Raw genomic sequence first — 14,781 nt, 5'->3', positions numbered from 1 at the left:
TGATGCTGAAGCGTTTCTTTATTACAGGTACAGACACTTCTGTTGGGAAGACCGTGGTTTCCCGCGCATTACTACAAGCGTTGGCGTCAGGGGGTAAAAGTGTCGCAGGCTACAAACCGGTAGCCAAAGGAAGTAAGGAGACACCTGAAGGTTTGCGCAACAAAGATGCGCTGGTGTTGCAAAGTGTTTCATCTATCGAACTGCCGTATGAGGCGGTCAACCCGATTGCGCTGAGCGAGGACGAAAGCAGCGTAGCGCATAGTGGTCCGGTCAATTACACCTTGCTTTCCAACGGTCTCGCAAGTCTGAGCGATAAAGTCGATCACGTTGTCGTGGAAGGTACCGGCGGCTGGCGGAGTCTGATGAACGATCTGCGCCCGCTATCTGAATGGGTGGTACAGGAACAAATGCCGGTGCTGATGGTGGTGGGTATCCAGGAAGGTTGTATTAATCATGCCATTCTTACCGCACAGGCGATCGCCAGCGACGGATTGCCGCTGCTTGGCTGGGTCGCAAACCGAATCAACCCAGGGCTGGCGCATTATGCGGAAATCATTGACGTGCTGAGCAAAAAATTACCTGCGCCGCTAATCGGCGAACTGCCGTATCTGCCTCGCGCAGAGCAGCGAGAGCTGTCACAGTATATCCGTCTGTCAATGCTTGGCAGCGTGCTGTCGGTAGATAGAGTCCTGGCGTAACGTTCTCGACAGCACTGACGCCACCACGCAGGCGATCAGTAATCCGGGGAGCAGGCGATACTCCCCGGTCATTTCACAAACCATCAATGTAGACATAATTGGCGCATGCGTGGTTGCTGCCAGTAGCGTGGCCATCCCCGTTAATCCCAGCAGAATGGCAATTTCATCCGGACCCGGAAGCCATAATCCCCACGTTCGTCCCAGCAGCATGCCGACAGACAGACCGACAAACAGCGTTGGCGTAAACACCCCGCCCGGCGCACCGGAGCCACTGCTGGCAAGCACCGCCAGTAATTTGCAGATAAAGATCCCGCTAACCACGGTCAATAGCGGTGGCGAGAGCAGATATGACTGCACCACGCTGTAGCCATTTCCCCAAACGGCAGGAGTGAGCAGCGACAACAGGCCAACGATCAACCCGCCAAGCGCCAGTTGCCACGGTGGCGAGAGTTTTAAGCGCAAAAAACCGTTATGGCTGGCGGTCATCAACCACATAAACAACGGACCGCAGACGCCGGCAACCAGACCTGTGCTGACAATCATGGCGTATTCCAGCACATGCAGTTCCCGTGTGAAGTGCACGGCATAGAGCAACGCATTGCTGTCGCTCAGTACATTGGTGGTCAGCAAGGCGACGACGGCGGATACCACCACCGGTCCCAGCGAGGCGAGGATCATCGTGCCAAACAGGACTTCAGCAATAAATAAACTGCCCGCCAGCGGGGCATGATACGCGCCGGCCATACCTGCAGCCGCTCCACAGGCGATCCATAATTTCCATTCGGCGCGCGGTGTGAAGCGTTGGGCAAAGCTGGACGCGGCCAGCGCCGCCAGCAAAATCATGGCGCCTTCACGCCCGATAGCACTGCCGCTGGCGACAACCAGTAACGATGCCAGTGACTTTACCAGGCTGGCGCTGACGTCGAATTGACCGTCCGTTTGCAGGGCTTCCATGTAATCTGTGGGAGCCTGTGGTCGTAAACGGTTGAATTTTTGCCAACCCCAGAGCAGTAAGCCAGCTGCCAGGCCGCCCAGCGCGGGCGTCAGCATGCGTCTTAACGGAGAAAGATTTGTCGCCGCATTGACCAGACTCCCGGTGTCGTTGCTCAGGAACAACCATTCAAGAAGGAACATGGCATGGCGAAAGCCTGCGACGGCCAACGCGGCAAGGATACCAATCAGCGCGGCGATCAGCAGGCGGCGAAACATAGCGCGCAGGTCAGGATAAGCATGTAAATGGTGCATGAGTGGCCAGACAGGGAAATTCAGAGGCTTTATTTTGCGGCTATTTGGCAACAGAAGCAAAAGCTCAGCGTGCGCAACGGTATTATGCAGGCAGGATACATCCTGCCTGTGGCGACATTAACGAAACAAAGGCTTATCGGCTACTGGAATTAATAATTGCGATCGCCACTTTGCCAGCGTCAGGCGCGCCAGTTCTGCCAGAGCCTGGTAGAACGGGTGGTTCGCATGTTCGATAAACACGTCAAGGAAACGCGTTGACCACGGTAGCAGATGCCAGGCTAACAACTGTTCGCACTCGGTGTGGCGTCCGTTTTCAGCAAGCCAGGCCGTCAGTAACAGCAGCGCGCCAAAGTGATCTTCCGGTTCATTTTGCTGCACGGCAAACTGGATCCCGTTGTCCCGCATCCACTCACGTAATGCCAGCGTGGAATCGCCAAACAAGACATTTTCACGATCCAGCCAGACGGAACCCCAGGGCGGAGAAGGTAGCGCGTAAGGGCCGACAAACAGTCGCTGCCAGGCTTGCGGGAGCGGCTCATCAGCCTCGCTCTGCAGTAGTTCAGCCAGCGCAGAAAGGGCCGTGGGTTCAAGCGGCCACTGCGCCTGCCAGCCATCGGTTTTTAGCGCACTGACCAGCGCAGAAGCTTCTGTACTGTCTGGCGCATAGTAGAACAGCGCACCCAATACGCGCGCCGCGGTAGAGAAGTTGTCACGTTGTGAAAAATGCGTCATGCAAACAATCCTGAAAAGTGCGGGTTGCCCCGCACCCGAGTATTAACCTGCAACAGCCATTCCGACTGTCATATGTAAGCCATAAAACAAACCGCGGCCAATAATTTCACCGGCAAGCACGAAAACTAAACCCAGCGCCAGTCCGCCGACAGCCGGTTCTTTGCGACGAATTAGCGGGCATATCCAGCAACCCAGCCCCGCAGCCAGCATCACGATGCGCCAGACCTGTAAGCTTGCGTAGTCGGGAACCAGAGCGCTGGCGTGTTGTACCGAACTGTGAATTTCGCTGAGCGATACGCCCTGCAAAACGATAACGGCCACACTCACCAGCAGGGCAAGTATGCTGATTCCGGCGAATCTGGCGGCGTTAAACGACACGCTTGCAGCGCGTAGCAGCAGGGCGGCAAACAGCGGGCCACTCAGCAACATCGTCATGAAAAACGCCAGCGTAGTATAGCCATTATACCAGGTCGGAACGGTGTCTATCTGGTAGACGTTAGTCATCGCCAGAACAAAAACCAGACCAAGCAACATGCTGAGCAGCAGCCAGATTTTACCTGACGTCGCCGGCATTTTACCGAGAAACGCCACCAGCCACCACAGGCCACCAACCGCGAAAAACAGCGAACCGCTGGCGATTTCGTTACTGAGCGCCGATGCGCCGATTCTGTTCAGCGAGTTAAACGCGCGTAGCGGTGAACCTAAATGCATTATTGAGGCGAGAAAGGCGATGCCCATTACCAGCCACAGAAAAAACATACTGCGCACGATACGTTGTTTTGCCACATCGTCTTTGGTTGTTAACCAGCCATACCCACTCACGATCAGCGCCCCGGCCACACATTGACCCAGCACCGTAAACAGGACCAGCGGCCATTCATGCCATCCATTTCCCATTTTACACCTCCTTCGGATTAGCCAGAAAACCCGTGGTATCCCCGGTCGGGCGGCTATTGGCATTGGGTTTAATCACAATACTCGGCCTGGTAAAATGCGCGCCCGGTAACGGGGCAACCGCCGCAAGCTCACCATGTTTTTTGCGCAGCTCATCAAGAGGGCCAAAGTCCAGCGCGCGTAGCGGACAGGACTCTACGCAGACAGGCTTTTTGCCGTCGGCGACGCGATCATGACAGCCATCGCACTTGGTCATATGACCTTTAGCTGCATTGTACTGCGGCGCGCCGTATGGGCAGGCCATGTGGCAGTAGCGACAGCCTATGCATACGTCTTCATTCACCACGACAAAACCATCTTCACGTTTATGCATGGCACCACTTGGGCAAACCTTGGTACAGGCTGGATCTTCGCAGTGATTGCAAGAAATGGAGAGGTAATAGGCGAAGACATTCTGATGCCAGACGCCGTTATCCTCCTGCCAGTCACCGCCCGCGTATTCATAAATCCGTCGAAAGCTCACCTCAGGCGTGAGATCTTTGTAGTCTTTGCAGGCCAGTTCGCAGGTTTTGCACCCGGTGCAACGACTGGAATCAATAAAAAATCCATACTGAGTTGTCATGGGCTAGTCCTTAAACCTTCTCGATCTCGACCAGGTTAGTGTGCTGTGGGTTGCCTTTTGCCAGCGGTGAAGGGCGCTGGGTTGTCAGCGTATTGACGCAGGCGCCATGATCAATTTTATCGCCAGCCATATCGGCATCGTGCCATGCGCCCTGACCCATTGCGCTTACGCCGGGCAGGATCCGCGGCGTCACTTTGGCCGGGATACGCACTTCACCACGATCGTTAAAGACCCGCACCATATCGCCGTTTCTGATTCCCCGCTTTTGGGCATCGACGGGGTTGATCCATATTTCCTGGCGACAGGATGCCTGGAGAACATCAATATTCCCGTAGCTGGAGTGGGTGCGGGATTTGTAGTGGAAACCAAACAACTGCAGCGGGAATGAACTGCGTTTTGGATCGTCCCATCCTTCAAACGTTGAGGCGTAAATGGGAAGTGGGCTTATCACCTCATCCTTTTGCAACTCCCAGGAGTTGGCAATTTTCGCCAGTCGGCTGGAGTAGATTTCAATCTTGCCAGAGGGGGTTTTGAGCGGGTTGGCCTGCGGATCGTCGCGGAATTTTTTGTAGGCGACAAAGTGTCCGTTGGGATCTTTGCGTTTATAGATCCCCATTTTCTTCAGCTCGTCATAAGAAGGGAGCGCGGGGTCTTTAGCCAGCATTTTTGCATACAGATACTGGAGCCATTGTTCCTGGGTACGGCCTTCAGTAAAACGTTGGTAGATATCGTCGCCAAGACGTTTCGCTACTTCGCTCATTATCCAGTAGATCGGTTTACGCTCGAACTTAGGCGACGTCGCGGGTTGAATAAAAATGAGGTACCCCATGTTGCCCGCGTAGTCGTTGGGGATAATATCCTCCTGTTCGACGGTCATTAAATCAGGCAGCAGAATATCGGCATATTTGGCCGAAGATGTCATGAAGTTTTCGATGACCACTATCATTTCGCATTTCGTCTCGTCCTGAAGGATCTCATGCGTTTTATTGATATCTGAGTGCTGGTTGGTGATGGTGTTGCCCGCATAGTTCCAGATAAATTTTATCGGCACGTCGAGCTTATCTTTCCCACGAACGCCATCGCGGGTAGCGGTCATTTCCGGGCCCCGGACGATGGCGTCGGTCCAGCTAAAGCAGGATATCTGAGTCTTGATGGGATTTTCAGGCAGTGGCATGCGCTCAATCGTGATGGTGTAGGTTGATTCTCGTGCGCCGCTATTGCCGCCGTTGATGCCGACGTTGCCGGTCAGAATAGGCAACATGGCGATCGCGCGTGAGGTTAGTTCACCGTTAGCCTGACGTTGAGGACCCCAACCCTGGCAAATATAAGCCGGTTTAGTGCTGCCGATTTCCCTTGCCAGTTTGATTATGCGCTCGGCTGGGATCCCGGTGATGTGTGAGGCCCATTGTGGTGTTTTGGCGATACCGTCATCACCGTTGCCAAGAATATAAGCTTTGTAATGCCCGTTAACGGGAGCATCGGCGGGCAGGGTTTTCTCGTCATAACCGACGCAATATTTGTCGAGAAACGCCTGATCGACAAGATCTTCGTTAATCATGACCCAGGCGATTCCCGCTACGAGTGCAGCGTCGGTGCCCGGACGAATAGGGATCCACTCATCCTCTCGACCCGCTGCAGTATCGGTATAGCGGGGGTCAATGACGATCATCCGGGCGTTTGAGCGCTCCCGGGCTTGCTCCAGAAAGTAAGTTATGCCGCCGCCGCTCATGCGCGTTTCGGCAGGGTTATTGCCGAACATCACCACCAGTTTCGTGTTTTCGATGTCTGAGGTACTGTTGCCTTCGTTTGAGCCATAGGTATAAGGCATTGCCGCCGCGATTTGCGCGGTGCTATAGGTACCGTAATGGCTCAGGAATCCGCCATAGCAGTTCATCAGGCGAGCGACCAGTGAGGCATAAGGGGAGGAACGTGTAATGTTGCCGCCGACAATGCCAGAGGTGTAGTTGATATACACGGCTTCATTACCGTATTTCTGTACGGTATTTTTCAAACTGGCGCTGATAGTATCCAGGGCTTCCTGCCAGGTTATGCGCTCAAATTTACCTTCACCGCGCTTACCCACGCGTTTCATTGGATAGTTGAGGCGATCCGGATGATTAATTCGGCGACGGATAGAACGACCACGCAAACAGGCGCGAACCTGGTGCTGACCATAAATATCATCCCCGGTCGTATCGGATTCAACCCATACGACCTCATCATCTTTGACATGAAGTTGCAGGGCGCAACGGCTTCCGCAGTTCACGGAACAAGCCCCCCAAACGACTTTTTCTTCTGCTGGTTGTAACGCTTGTTGTACCGCAGCCGCTGCGGAGCGCATTCCGAAAGGTAATGAGAGTCCGCCTGCGGCAAGCGCCAGCGAACCAATAGCCGAGGATTTCACTAACGTCCTGCGGCTGATGCCTCCATATTGCTCAGTTTCAGACATAACTCCCTCCATTATAGTTATCGCTATATATTAATTTCTATAACGAAATTAATAGCATGCTAATAATGGAGGGAGTTTACCCACTTATAGGCATGTCGCCTTAATGCATATCAAAGGGGAGCGACCCTCCGCGAGCGGAGGGCACTATTTATTTTATTGCGGCTCGGCAGCATGGCCGTCCTGAGTTGGCGTGCTATTGGCGGGGGCGTTGCCACTGTTGGTCCGGGTATAGAGAATCTTATGCGTATCGTTTGCACAATGCCCCACTACCAGTGAATCAGGTTGATCGGCCTGATCGTTGGGGACGATACTCAGCGTAAAGCTGGATTCCGCTACGCCATTATTTATGATGCGCTGTTCAATATCGCTCTTAACGCGTTCGCAGGACGCTGGCGCCGCCAGAACTTGCGGGGAGGCAGCTACCAGTAAGATTGCGGCAATTCCTGTTATGTATTTCATCATCAGCTCCTTTTATGATCGACATGAACTAAGAGTAGCATTTCTGGTGTAAATAACTGTATTTGCTAATATGATTGAGAATTATCTTCTTATCCAGGTGAAAAATGTGAAGAAACAGACCCTGTTAGTTTTCCTGTGCGCCGTACTGGTCGGGTGTGATAACGCCAAAGGGCTGGTTTCTTTTACGCCGGAAATGGCCAGTTTTTCCAATGAATTTGATTTCGATCCGCTGCGTGGACCAGTGAAAGATTTCAGTCAGACGCTTCTAAATGATAAAGGTGAAGTTTCCAAGCGCGTTGTCGGTACGCTCTCGCAGGAAGGGTGTTTCGATACGCTTGAACTGCATGATATCGAAAACAATACCGGCATGGCGCTGGTTCTGGATGCCAACTACTATCGCGATGCCGAAACGCTGGAAAAAAAGATCCGCTTGCAGGGTAAATGCCAGCTAGCGGAACTGCCTGCTGCCGGTGTGGTGTGGGATACCGACGATAACGGCTTTGTCGTTTCCGCCACAGGAAAAGAGATGAAAGTCCAGTACCGCTATGACGCGGAAGGCTACCCGCTGGGTAAAACTACTGTCAGTAAAGACAATACTTTACAGGTTGATGCCAAACCGTCGGTTGATCCGCTGAAGAAGCTGGATTACACGGCGGTGAGTATGCTGAACAATCATCCATTGGGTAATGTCAGGCAAACGTGTAAGTACGATAACTACGCCAACCCGGTCAACTGCCAGCTGGTTATCGTCGACGAAAGCGTGAAGCCAGCAGTTGAACATCATTATTCGATTGAAAACACCATCGATTACTACTAGTCGCCTTTACTGAGCGGTAGGTTGTAGCAGGTTAGGACCTGACGTTTTGTGTTCCGCCAAATACTGCTGCTGGAAAATACACATACGGATGGTGTTGCGGTACTGGCCGTTGATAAAGAATTCATGAATCAGTTCACCTTCCACCATAAAGCCGAGTTTACGGTAGATGTGGATGGCTTTTTCGTTCTCTTTATCGACGATCAGATACAGCTTATATAAGTTGAGGACCGTAAAACCATAATCCATCGCCAGCTTTGCCGCCCGCGAAGCCAGACCTTTACCCTGATATTCAGGCGAAATAATAATCTGGAATTCAGCCCGGCGGTGGACGTGGTTAATCTCTACCAGCTCCACCAGCCCGGCTTTTTCACCTTCGCATTCCACCACGAAGCGACGTTCGCTTTGGTCGTGAATATGCTTGTCGTACAGGTCTGACAGCTCAACAAACGCTTCGTAAGGCTCTTCGAACCAGTAACGCATAACGCTGGCGTTGTTATCAAGCTGGTGGACAAAACGTAAATCTTCACGCTCCAGCGGGCGCAGCTTAACACTGAGGGCGCTAGTCATATTGTATCCTTGCAATATCCTTTAGGGTGCATAGTCATTATGGTGCAACGGTACGGCCAGTACGACGGTCGAGGCAGCGCAGGGTGTTAGGTTCCCAGTAGGCGTTTATATTGGCGCTCTGTTCGCACTTATCACGGCTATCAAAAGCCGCGTCGGCTTTGTCCCACTCTTTCTCAGTACGCTTGTTCACTTTCTGACGTAACTGGCGCGTATCGTTCCATTGTTCCTTTTCCATGGCGGCCTGTTGACGGCTTTGCGCACTGTCCCCGGATTCAATGACCAGTTTACTGGTTTCAGCAAATGCTGAAGAGGTGTACACAGCCGCCGCAAGCGTCAGCATAGCCGTCAGACACAGACGTTTGGTCAGTGTAATATTCATGGCGAATTCCTTTTATGAGAAAGGGAAAAACGATAAAACAGGGTTAAATTCTACACTATTCCTGCTTCAGGGCATACCCACTGAGCGGATATGGATACGTTGGCGATATTCTGTCGTATCATGGTTAAACCGAAGATAACTGAATAACGTCAATGCTGAAGACTACCTTTCTTTTTTTCGTCACTGCTTTATGCGAAATCATCGGCTGTTTTTTACCCTGGCTGTGGCTTAAACGAGGCGCGACGGCGTGGTTGTTGGTACCCGCCGGAGTGTCTCTGGCCTTATTCGTCTGGCTGTTGACGCTGCATCCGGCCGCGAGTGGGCGAGTTTACGCGGCCTATGGCGGCGTTTATGTTGTCACTGCGCTGCTATGGCTGCGCTTTGTCGATGGCGTAAAACTCAGCCTGTATGACTGGTCTGGTGCGCTGGTGGCTTTGTGCGGGATGCTGATTATTGTGGCTGGATGGGGGCGCGCATAGCGCCTTTTTTGTGATCAACGAGGGCTTTTTCGATCTTTATACTTGTATGGTAGTAGCTCAGTTGAGTAAATTTCCTGCATCACAAGAACAGATGTAAGGAATAAAAAATGAAGATTGTCGGGGCTGAAGTTTTTGTCACCTGCCCGGGGCGTAATTTTGTTACGTTAAAAATAACGACAGAAGACGGGATCACCGGGCTGGGAGATGCCACCTTAAATGGCCGCGAGTTATCCGTGGCGTCCTATCTGAAAGATCATGTCTGTCCGCAACTTATCGGACGCGACGCGCATCGAATCGAAGATATCTGGCAGTTTTTCTATAAAGGCGCGTACTGGCGTCGGGGGCCGGTCACCATGTCGGCGATTTCCGCAGTGGATATGGCATTGTGGGATATCAAAGCGAAAGCGGCGAACATGCCGTTGTATCAGTTGCTCGGCGGCGCATCGCGTGAAGGGGTCATGGTTTACTGCCACACCACAGGGCATACCGTAGATGATGTGCTGGAGGATTACGCGCGACATAAAGAGATGGGCTTTAAAGCGATTCGCGTACAGTGCGGCGTACCGGGCATGAAAACCACTTACGGTATGTCTAAAGGCAAAGGTTTGGCCTACGAACCCGCGACCAAAGGGCAGTGGCCGGAAGAGCAACTGTGGTCTACAGAGAAATACCTCGATTTCACGCCGAAACTGTTTGCCGCCGTTCGCGATAAATTTGGTTTTAATGAACATCTGCTACATGACATGCACCATCGCCTGACGCCGATTGAAGCTGCCCGGTTTGGCAAAAGCATTGAACAATATCGTCTGTTCTGGATGGAAGATCCCACACCAGCCGAAAACCAGGAGTGTTTCCGCCTGATCCGCCAGCATACGGTCACGCCGATTGCAGTAGGGGAAGTCTTCAATAGCATCTGGGATTGCAAACAACTGATCGAAGAACAGTTGATCGACTATATCCGCACCACCATTACCCATGCGGGCGGTATTACCGGTATGCGCCGTATTGCCGATTTTGCCTCGTTGTATCAGGTACGCACGGGGTCACATGGACCTTCCGATCTGTCACCCGTATGCATGGCCGCAGCACTGCATTTTGATCTGTGGGTGCCGAACTTCGGCGTTCAGGAATATATGGGGTATTCCGAGCAAATGCTGGAAGTGTTCCCGCATAACTGGACTTTTGATAACGGCTACATGCACCCGGGCGATAAGCCAGGCCTTGGTATCGAGTTTGACGAAAAACTGGCCGCGAAATATCCGTATGACCCGGCATATCTGCCTGTCGCTCGCCTGGAAGATGGTACGTTGTGGAACTGGTAAGGAGTGATTTGCTATGAAAAGTGTTGTGATTGAAAAACCAAATACGCTGGTCATTGCCGAACGGCCCGTTCCAGAGCCAGCAGCGGGAGAGGTCAGGGTGAAGGTAAAACTGGCGGGAATTTGTGGTTCCGATAGCCATATTTACCGCGGGCATAATCCATTTGCGCAATATCCTCGCGTTATCGGCCACGAATTTTTTGGCGTGATCGATACGGTAGGTGAAGGTGTCGATCGTTCGCGAATAGGTGACCGAGTGTCCGTTGATCCCGTTATCAGTTGCGGGCATTGCTATCCCTGTTCGATAGGTAAACCCAACGTTTGCACATCGCTGGTGGTGCTGGGCGTTCATCGCGATGGTGGTTTTAGCGAGTACGCCGTAGTGCCGGCAAAAAATGCCTGGTCGATCCCCGATGCCGTACCAGATGAACATGCCGTCATGGTCGAGCCTTTTACCATCGCCGCGAACGTAACCGGGCAAATTAAACCCACAGAAAATGATATTGCGCTGATTTATGGCGCAGGGCCTATGGGGCTGACCACCGTACAGGCGCTTAAACGTGTCTATAAGGTAAAAACGGTGGTGATTGCCGACAGAATCGAAGAACGCCTGAGTATGGCGAAACGGTGCGGTGCTGACTGGGTAATAAATAACGGTCAGCAATCTTTGCACGATTTCCTGGCGGAAAAAGAGCTTAAGCCGACGATCATCGTAGATGCGGCCTGTCATCCATCCATTTTACAGGAGGCTATTACACTGGCATCGCCAGCCGCGCGAATTGTTCTGATGGGCTTCTCCAGCGAACCTTGTCAGATTGTTCAGCAGGGTATTACCGGGAAAGAACTTTCAATTTATTCCTCAAGATTAAATGCCAATAAATTCCCGGTTGTTATTGATTGGTTGGTTAACGGACTTATTAACCCTAATCAACTTATTACCCATACTTTTGACTATCACCACGTTACAGACGCAATTGAATTGTTTGAGAAAGATCAGCAGCACTGCTGCAAAGTTTTACTCACATTCACTGAATAATATAAATAACTGCGAGTAAGTGGTACGCATCTTACCTCTAAGAGATAGCCAATATGAATCAAGAAAAACACGAAAGATCCACCACAGATCTGGTCAGAGCCGCCGTATCCGGATGGTTAGGTACTGCGCTCGAATTTATGGATTTTCAGTTATATTCTTTGGGTGCCGCACTGGTATTCCATGAGATATTTTTCCCGGAACAATCTGCGGCGATGGCCCTCATTTTAGCGATGGGAACCTACGGCGCAGGATATATTGCTCGTATCGTCGGGGCATTTATATTTGGCAAGATGGGGGACCGCATCGGGCGTAAAAAGGTGTTGTTTATCACGATTACAATGATGGGGATTTGTACAACATTAATCGGCGTGCTGCCAACGTATGCGCAAATTGGTATCTTTGCGCCCATACTGCTGGTGACGCTGCGTATTGTACAAGGACTTGGCGCGGGGGCTGAGATCTCCGGGGCGGGTACTATGCTTGCCGAGTATGCGCCGAAAGGAAAACGTGGGATTATTTCCTCACTTGTCGCCATGGGTACCAACTGTGGGACCCTTAGCGCAACGGCCATCTGGGCGGTGATGTTCTTTGCTCTTGACCGTGAAGAATTACTAGCCTGGGGATGGCGCATTCCGTTCCTGGCCAGTGTTGTGGTGATGATCTTTGCCATCTGGTTACGTATGAATCTCAAAGAAAGTCCGGTATTTGAGAAAGTGAATAATGAGGAAAATGCGCCTGCATTAAACAATTCGTCGGAAAATACGCTGGGCGCGATGTTTACCAGTAAATCCTTCTGGCTGGCCACCGGTTTACGTTTTGGACAGGCGGGTAACTCAGGATTAATCCAGACATTCCTCGCCGGTTATTTAGTTCAGACTTTGTTGTTTGATAAATCAATCCCCACTGATGCATTAATGATTAGCTCGGTACTGGGATTTATTACCATACCGCTGCTCGGTTGGTTGTCTGATAAATTTGGTCGTCGATTGCCATATATTATCCTCAATATCTCAGCCATTATTTTGGCTTACCCGATGTTGTCTATTGTAGTGGATAAAACGTATAGCCCTGGCGTTATCATGTCAGCATTGATTGTTATTCATAACTTTGCTGTGTTGGGATTATTTGCTCTCGAAAATATCACCATGGCTGAAATATTTGGTGCCCGCAATCGGTTTACGCGAATGGCGATTTCAAAAGAGGCGGGCGGATTGGTAGCCGTTGGTTTTGGGCCGGTTCTGGCCGGCATTTTCTGCAACATGACCAATTCCTGGTGGCCAATTCTGGCGATGGTTATTGCCTACTCACTGATCGGTCTGGTGTCCGCGTTGTTGATGCCGGAGGTCAAAGACCGCGACCTGAGCGTGCTTGAGGATGCCGCTGAAGTGAGTCAGACGGATAAAGTTCGTTGCTCAGCGCCCCAGGCAAGCTAAGACCTGGCTGTAGCATGGGCGGGGCGGTCATGCTCCGCTCATGCTATTACACAGCTTTAAATGATGTCATACCAATCATAAAAAGCTTAATGCAAATCAAAACATACAACCCTGCAGGCGTTACTCTGAGACTGTCCTGATTTCATTGATAAGTAGGTCATACCATGCAAAACAAGCTGTTAGCGGCAAAGGCTGCGCTTCCTGACTACGATCGTACTATTCTGATCCCGCGTATTGTTCATCTGGGATTTGGCGCGTTTCATCGCGCACATCAGGGTGTTTATGCTGACATCCTGGCTGCAGAACACGGCAGTGACTGGGGCTATTGCGAAGTGAATCTGATTGGCGGTGAGCAGCAGATTGCCGATCTGAAACAGCAAGATAATTTGTATACCGTTGCGGAGATGTCTGCGGATGCGTGGACTGCCAGAGTCGTTGGTGTGGTGAAAAACGCGCTGCATGCGCAGGTAGATGGTCTGGAAAGCGTACTGGCTGCGATGTGTGAACCGCAGGTGGCGATCGTTTCTCTCACCATCACCGAGAAAGGATATTGCCACTCTCCGGCGACGGGTCAACTGATGTTAGACAACCCCATGATTGCCGCCGATCTGCAAAATCCAAAACAACCAAATACTGCGCCAGGCGTGGTGGTTGAAGCCCTGGCGCGTCGCAAAGCTGCGGGATTAGCCGCATTTACCGTGATGTCCTGCGACAACATGCCTGAAAACGGCCACGTTATGCGCAATGTCGTCACCGCGTATGCCCGGGCGGTAGATGCTGAACTGGCTACGTGGATCGAACAGCATGTGACGTTCCCCTCTACAATGGTTGACCGCATTGTTCCTGCGGTTACTCCGGATACGCTGGACAAAATTGAACACATCACCGGGGTACGCGACCCGGCAGGCGTAGCCTGTGAACCGTTCCGTCAGTGGGTAATTGAAGATAACTTTGTCGCCGGTCGTCCGGCATGGGAAAAGGCCGGGGCGGAGCTGGTATCGGATGTGATTCCGTTTGAAGAGATGAAACTGCGTATGCTCAACGGCAGTCACTCTTTCCTTGCCTATCTTGGTTATCTGGCGGGTTATCAGCATATCAACGACTGCATGGAGGATGAAAATTATCGTCTTGCCGCGCGAGCGTTGATGTTGCAGGAACAGGCACCGACGCTGAAAGTGAAAGGGGTGGATCTGCAACACTATGCCGATCTGCTCATTGAGCGCTACAGCAACCCGGCACTGCGTCACCGTACCTGGCAGATTGCGATGGACGGCAGCCAAAAACTGCCGCAGCGTATGCTCGATTCAATTCGTTGGCACATTGCGCATGGCAGCCATTTTGCGCTGCTGGCACTGGGCGTAGCCGCCTGGATGCGCTATGTCGGCGGTGTGGATGAACACGGTCAGGCGATTGAAATCAGCGATCCGCTGTTGCCAGTGATCCAGACTGCGGTCCGCAGTAGTCATGAGGGGGAAGCGCGCGTTCAGGCGTTACTGGCGATTGATGCCATTTTTGGTCGCGAATTACCGCAGGTAGAACTGTTCAAAAACCAGGTCACAGAAGCCTATCTTGCTTTACTGGTTGAAGGGGCAAAGGCAACGGTTGCGAAGTATGCAGCAAAACTGAAGTAACGAAGGGCATCATTTATGTCG

Annotated in this window: 15 protein-coding genes; 7 read left to right on the top strand and 8 right to left on the bottom strand. The window is 51.9% G+C overall.

The features are described from left to right. The first annotated feature begins 2 nt into the window (after window positions 1-2). Window positions 3-698 carry a dethiobiotin synthase gene (gene bioD / locus AC534G_RS13505; RefSeq protein ID WP_038640499.1) on the top strand — a complete coding sequence of 232 codons (696 nt, stop codon included), beginning with the start codon at window positions 3-5 and terminating at the stop codon, window positions 696-698. On the opposite strand, the gene clcB is transcribed toward bioD, so the two are convergent. From clcB to AC534G_RS13475, 6 genes are all read right to left on the bottom strand, one after another. Beyond that, window positions 654-1,943, bottom strand: a complete 1,290-nt coding sequence (clcB, locus tag AC534G_RS13500) for a voltage-gated ClC-type chloride channel ClcB (RefSeq protein ID WP_087856377.1) — start codon at window positions 1,941-1,943, stop codon at window positions 654-656. The two genes, bioD and clcB, sit on opposite strands and share 45 nt — an antisense overlap. Window positions 1,944-2,060: 117 nt before the next feature. Then, window positions 2,061-2,675 carry a Tat proofreading chaperone DmsD gene (dmsD, locus tag AC534G_RS13495; RefSeq protein WP_038640503.1) on the bottom strand — a complete coding sequence of 205 codons (615 nt, stop codon included), beginning with the start codon at window positions 2,673-2,675 and terminating at the stop codon, window positions 2,061-2,063. A 42-nt stretch (window positions 2,676-2,717) separates the two neighbouring features. Beyond that, the gene (locus AC534G_RS13490) at window positions 2,718-3,572 is read right to left on the bottom strand and encodes a dimethyl sulfoxide reductase anchor subunit family protein (protein ID WP_038640505.1); all 855 of its coding nucleotides are present in this window, start codon (window positions 3,570-3,572) and stop codon (window positions 2,718-2,720) included. Between the two features lies 1 nt (window position 3,573). Further along, window positions 3,574-4,191 (bottom strand): DMSO/selenate family reductase complex B subunit, encoded by a 618-nt coding sequence (locus tag AC534G_RS13485; protein ID WP_069324164.1) that lies wholly within the window; start codon window positions 4,189-4,191, stop codon window positions 3,574-3,576. 10 nt (window positions 4,192-4,201) lie between these two features. Beyond that, the gene (gene ynfE, locus AC534G_RS13480) at window positions 4,202-6,640 is read right to left on the bottom strand and encodes a selenate/tellurate reductase subunit YnfE (protein WP_110498089.1); all 2,439 of its coding nucleotides are present in this window, start codon (window positions 6,638-6,640) and stop codon (window positions 4,202-4,204) included. A 153-nt stretch (window positions 6,641-6,793) separates the two neighbouring features. Next, window positions 6,794-7,102 carry a DUF1161 domain-containing protein gene (locus AC534G_RS13475; RefSeq protein WP_110498088.1) on the bottom strand — a complete coding sequence of 103 codons (309 nt, stop codon included), beginning with the start codon at window positions 7,100-7,102 and terminating at the stop codon, window positions 6,794-6,796. Window positions 7,103-7,205: 103 nt separating this feature from the next. On the opposite strand from AC534G_RS13475, the gene AC534G_RS13470 reads away from it, so the two are divergent. Further along, complete coding sequence (locus AC534G_RS13470; protein ID WP_038643159.1) at window positions 7,206-7,916, top strand: YnfC family lipoprotein; 711 nt, start codon at window positions 7,206-7,208, stop codon at window positions 7,914-7,916. Window positions 7,917-7,922: 6 nt separating this feature from the next. On the opposite strand, the gene speG is transcribed toward AC534G_RS13470, so the two are convergent. Beyond that, the gene (gene speG, locus AC534G_RS13465) at window positions 7,923-8,483 is read right to left on the bottom strand and encodes a spermidine N1-acetyltransferase (protein ID WP_038640513.1); all 561 of its coding nucleotides are present in this window, start codon (window positions 8,481-8,483) and stop codon (window positions 7,923-7,925) included. 37 nt (window positions 8,484-8,520) lie between these two features. Then, window positions 8,521-8,862, bottom strand: coding sequence for a DUF1283 family protein (locus tag AC534G_RS13460; protein WP_038640515.1), 342 nt, complete (start codon window positions 8,860-8,862; stop codon window positions 8,521-8,523). A gap of 152 nt (window positions 8,863-9,014) precedes the next feature. Between AC534G_RS13460 and AC534G_RS13455 the strand changes: the two genes are divergently transcribed. The 5 genes from AC534G_RS13455 to AC534G_RS13435 all read left to right on the top strand — a co-directional run bounded on the left by AC534G_RS13455 (window position 9,015) and on the right by AC534G_RS13435 (window position 14,760). Next, window positions 9,015-9,341, top strand: a complete 327-nt coding sequence (locus tag AC534G_RS13455) for a YnfA family protein (RefSeq protein ID WP_038640517.1) — start codon at window positions 9,015-9,017, stop codon at window positions 9,339-9,341. Window positions 9,342-9,448: 107 nt separating this feature from the next. Continuing rightward, window positions 9,449-10,663: a starvation-sensing protein RspA gene (gene rspA, locus AC534G_RS13450; protein WP_003832907.1), complete on the top strand. Its 1,215-nt coding sequence runs from the start codon at window positions 9,449-9,451 to the stop codon at window positions 10,661-10,663. Window positions 10,664-10,676: 13 nt separating this feature from the next. Beyond that, window positions 10,677-11,696 carry a Zn-dependent oxidoreductase gene (locus AC534G_RS13445; RefSeq protein WP_110498087.1) on the top strand — a complete coding sequence of 340 codons (1,020 nt, stop codon included), beginning with the start codon at window positions 10,677-10,679 and terminating at the stop codon, window positions 11,694-11,696. Between the two features lie 53 nt (window positions 11,697-11,749). Next, window positions 11,750-13,129, top strand: a complete 1,380-nt coding sequence (locus tag AC534G_RS13440) for an MFS transporter (protein ID WP_110498086.1) — start codon at window positions 11,750-11,752, stop codon at window positions 13,127-13,129. Between the two features lie 164 nt (window positions 13,130-13,293). Continuing rightward, window positions 13,294-14,760: a mannitol dehydrogenase family protein gene (locus AC534G_RS13435; protein WP_110498085.1), complete on the top strand. Its 1,467-nt coding sequence runs from the start codon at window positions 13,294-13,296 to the stop codon at window positions 14,758-14,760. Window positions 14,761-14,781: the final 21 nt, after the last annotated feature.

The organism is Citrobacter sp. CRE-46 (assembly GCF_059615875.1).
The sequence above is the reverse complement of the archived record's forward strand: the minus strand, read 5'-3'. Positions and strand labels throughout refer to the sequence as shown.

Coding starts and splice junctions, on each gene's coding strand:
- AC534G_RS13440 (WP_110498086.1), top strand. CDS start 11,750: ATGAATCAAGAAAAACACGAAAGATCCACCACAGATCTGGTCAGAGCC.
- AC534G_RS13475 (WP_110498088.1), bottom strand. CDS start 7,102: ATGATGAAATACATAACAGGAATTGCCGCAATCTTACTGGTAGCTGCC.
- AC534G_RS13490 (WP_038640505.1), bottom strand. CDS start 3,572: ATGGGAAATGGATGGCATGAATGGCCGCTGGTCCTGTTTACGGTGCTG.
- AC534G_RS13455 (WP_038640517.1), top strand. CDS start 9,015: ATGCTGAAGACTACCTTTCTTTTTTTCGTCACTGCTTTATGCGAAATC.
- rspA (WP_003832907.1), top strand. CDS start 9,449: ATGAAGATTGTCGGGGCTGAAGTTTTTGTCACCTGCCCGGGGCGTAAT.
- ynfE (WP_110498089.1), bottom strand. CDS start 6,640: ATGTCTGAAACTGAGCAATATGGAGGCATCAGCCGCAGGACGTTAGTG.
- bioD (WP_038640499.1), top strand. CDS start 3: ATGCTGAAGCGTTTCTTTATTACAGGTACAGACACTTCTGTTGGGAAG.
- AC534G_RS13485 (WP_069324164.1), bottom strand. CDS start 4,191: ATGACAACTCAGTATGGATTTTTTATTGATTCCAGTCGTTGCACCGGG.
- AC534G_RS13445 (WP_110498087.1), top strand. CDS start 10,677: ATGAAAAGTGTTGTGATTGAAAAACCAAATACGCTGGTCATTGCCGAA.
- speG (WP_038640513.1), bottom strand. CDS start 8,483: ATGACTAGCGCCCTCAGTGTTAAGCTGCGCCCGCTGGAGCGTGAAGAT.
- dmsD (WP_038640503.1), bottom strand. CDS start 2,675: ATGACGCATTTTTCACAACGTGACAACTTCTCTACCGCGGCGCGCGTA.
- AC534G_RS13460 (WP_038640515.1), bottom strand. CDS start 8,862: ATGAATATTACACTGACCAAACGTCTGTGTCTGACGGCTATGCTGACG.
- clcB (WP_087856377.1), bottom strand. CDS start 1,943: ATGCACCATTTACATGCTTATCCTGACCTGCGCGCTATGTTTCGCCGC.
- AC534G_RS13435 (WP_110498085.1), top strand. CDS start 13,294: ATGCAAAACAAGCTGTTAGCGGCAAAGGCTGCGCTTCCTGACTACGAT.